This window comes from Gracilimonas sp., from assembly GCF_035704785.1.
In the GTDB taxonomy this organism is placed as follows: Bacteria; Bacteroidota; Rhodothermia; order Balneolales; family Balneolaceae; genus Gracilimonas.
Genome location: NZ_DASSWP010000069.1, coordinates 1 through 2,689, shown reverse-complemented (window position 1 = coordinate 2,689; position 2,689 = coordinate 1). Strand labels below are relative to the sequence as shown.

Annotated in this window: 4 protein-coding genes; 1 reads left to right on the top strand and 3 read right to left on the bottom strand. The window is 44.7% G+C overall.

All coding sequences use genetic code 11. From position 1 onward, the window contains the following. On the top strand, window positions 1–327 hold a 327-nt coding region (locus VFM80_RS03885; RefSeq protein WP_413789707.1), incomplete at its 5' end, for an AMP-binding enzyme. A 37-nt stretch (window positions 328–364) separates the two neighbouring features. Here the strand turns inward: VFM80_RS03885 and VFM80_RS03880 are convergent. The 3 genes from VFM80_RS03880 to VFM80_RS03870 form a co-directional block, all read right to left on the bottom strand. Continuing rightward, entirely contained in the window at window positions 365–733 is a 369-nt protein-coding gene (locus VFM80_RS03880; RefSeq protein ID WP_395069744.1) for a hypothetical protein, read from the bottom strand. 70 nt (window positions 734–803) lie between these two features. Further along, complete coding sequence (locus tag VFM80_RS03875) at window positions 804–2,018, bottom strand: alanine dehydrogenase (RefSeq protein WP_395069743.1); 1,215 nt, start codon at window positions 2,016–2,018, stop codon at window positions 804–806. 121 nt (window positions 2,019–2,139) lie between these two features. After that, window positions 2,140–2,689, bottom strand: a 550-nt coding sequence (locus tag VFM80_RS03870) for a helix-hairpin-helix domain-containing protein (RefSeq protein WP_395069740.1), incomplete at its 5' end; no start/stop codon positions are given.

Here is a 2,689-nt window from a genome sequence, read left to right as displayed (position 1 = left end):
CCAAAAGTGGTGGAAACAGCAGTGGTTGGATATCCCCATGATATCAAAGGGCAAGGAGTTTATGCTTTTATGATCTGTGAAGGAGAGATCAAGGATCAGGAGGAGTTCAAGAAAGAGCTGCTGGATCTGGTAACCAAGATCATCAGTCCGATAGCCAAGCCTGATAAAATCCAGGTGGTGAAAGGATTGCCCAAAACCCGCTCCGGGAAGATCATGCGCCGAATTCTGAGAAAGATCGCCGCGGATGACGGGGATAACCTGGGCGATACTTCTACCTTATTAGATCCAAGTGTTGTGGAAGAGATCAAAAACGGGAAGGCGATTTAAAAAAAATAATGATAGGGGCGTATCCCACGCGCCTTTTTCATATCCCAAGCAAATAACCGATAGGAAGGATCAATAGGCTCACCATAAGCAATATCAGCCTAAAACGGGTTTTAACAAACATAGGGTGAAAGAAAAGTCCGTAGGTGAGCGGTTTTTCTTCATTCATCCAGTTGTAATAATGATGGCGATGCCCCGAGCCGAGAGCCATGGTTACATGTCCGTGAAGAATGGTTAGCATAAAAGGTGCCGCAAAAATAAAAGCTCCTATGTATCGAATAAAAATATCCAACCCGATCAATCCTGCTCCATAAAAATAAGGCCACGCAAACAAAACCATCATAGGAACGGTGAGCAGCCAGTTTATTATGGAAATACGTTTATAATTCGATTCGGTAAGTTCTGACATTGGGATTGATGAATGATGATTTATGATTGTTGATGTGAAATTGTCAATCAACAATCATAAATCAAAGATCCTAGATCTGCGAGGCGATCAGCATTTCAATTTCGCGAAAGGGTTTGTTAAACATCTTGGCTAGAGATTTCTTAGTAATGTGCTTTTTATATGTATAAGTACCATTTCTCAAGGCTACATTTTCCCAAAGGCATTCTTTAACTCCTCCGGCATCACCTATAGCCAGTATGTAAGGCACCAAAACATTGTTAAGTGCATAAGTTGCCGTTCTCGGTACATTCGCCGGGATATTAGGCACACAGTGATGAATGACATCATGCTGTGAATACACCGGATTTGAATGGGTGGTGGGCCTGCTTGTTGCTACACATCCGCCCTGATCGATCACCGTATCCACGATCACGCTTCCTGCTTTCATTCCTGCTACCATGTCTTCGGTGACCCAACAGGGAGAACGTTCGCCTTCGGCCATGGCTGCTCCAATAATGATATCAGCAAATTTAAGTGCAGTATTCAAATATTGGTGGTTGGCCACGGCCGTGATTATCCTGCGATCGAGCGCATTTTCGAGTCTGCGCAACGCAGTCAGGTCGGTATCCATTACAAAAACCTGGGCTCCATAGCCAAGGGCCGTTCTTGCGGCATATTCGCCTGTTATTCCCGCGCCCAAAATGACAACTGTAGCAGGAGGAACTCCTGAAATTCCACCCAGCATAATTCCCTGTCCGCCGCTCATGCTCTCCAGATAGTGAGCTGCGATCTGTACCGACATGGATCCTGTGATCTCATGCATCATTCGCACAATAGGAAATTCTTTGTCTTCCCCCCGTATAAACTCATAGCCAATTCCGGTAACGGATTTCTCGATCAGTTTTTCGAGATATTCTACAGACTGGCTCCCCATATGTAAGGCAGAAATAATGGATTGATCATTTTCAAGCAGGTCAAATTCCTCTTCGACCAACGGTGCGATCTTAAGGATTAGGTCCGATTTTTTGAAGACATCCTGAGCACTATAGGCTATTTCAGCTCCGGTATCGGCATATTCCCGGTCGGCGAAATTAGCATCTTCGCCGGCTCCTTTTTCAATAAAGATCTCATGTCCATTGGCTTTAAGGATGGAAACACCACCCGGAGTAAGAGTGACCCTGCGTTCATCATTGGAGATCTCCTTAGGCAGGCCGATCTTGAGAGAGACTTTACTCTTTGACCGGATGAGGTGCTTTTCCAGCGTTTTTAGTCCGATCTGCTCCGTATCCAGAGGTTTGATATCCATGTACTGCAGGGCTTAAGGGAAATTTTTTAAGAAGATAGGAAATTTTGGGGATGAGTTATAAGTGATAAAGTGAGGAGTGATGAAGTAGGTTCCCTTTAAGTTTAAATAACCCACTTTATCGCTATTCTCCGATCAACTCACGAAAAGCATCTTCATCCAGGATCTCGACCCCAAGCTCTTTAGCTTTATCCAGCTTGCTTCCGGCGGATTCTCCGGCCAATACAAAATCTGTGTTACCACTTACGGATGATGCAGTTTTCCCTCCATGCTTTTCGATCAGATCTGTGGCTTCTTTTCGGGTGTAGGTAGGTAGGGAACCGGTCAGGACAAACTTCTTGCCCTCAAAAATATTGGAAGCCTGCTCTTCTTCCTCTTTCTCGAACTGCAGGCCATGTTCTCCCAGTCGTTCTACAATGGATCGGTTCTTTTCATTACTGAAAAATTTCACTACCGATTCAGCTATTCTTGGCCCGATGGAATCCACGGCTTCCAGTTCTTCTACTGAAACTAATTTCAATTTCGCCATGGTTTTGAAGGCTTTAGCAAGATCTTTAGCTACGGTCTTTCCCACAAACCGAATTCCCAGTGCATAGATCACCCGCTCAAATGGCTGCTTTTTACTTTTTTCAATGGCATCGATCAGGTTTTGAGCACTTTTCTCGGCCATACGC

What these genes read in the sequence shown, in the direction of transcription:
- VFM80_RS03875 (WP_395069743.1), bottom strand. Translation starts at nt 2,018, where the DNA reads ATGGATATCAAACCTCTGGATACGGAGCAGATCGGACTAAAAACGCTG.
- VFM80_RS03880 (WP_395069744.1), bottom strand. Translation starts at nt 733, where the DNA reads ATGTCAGAACTTACCGAATCGAATTATAAACGTATTTCCATAATAAAC.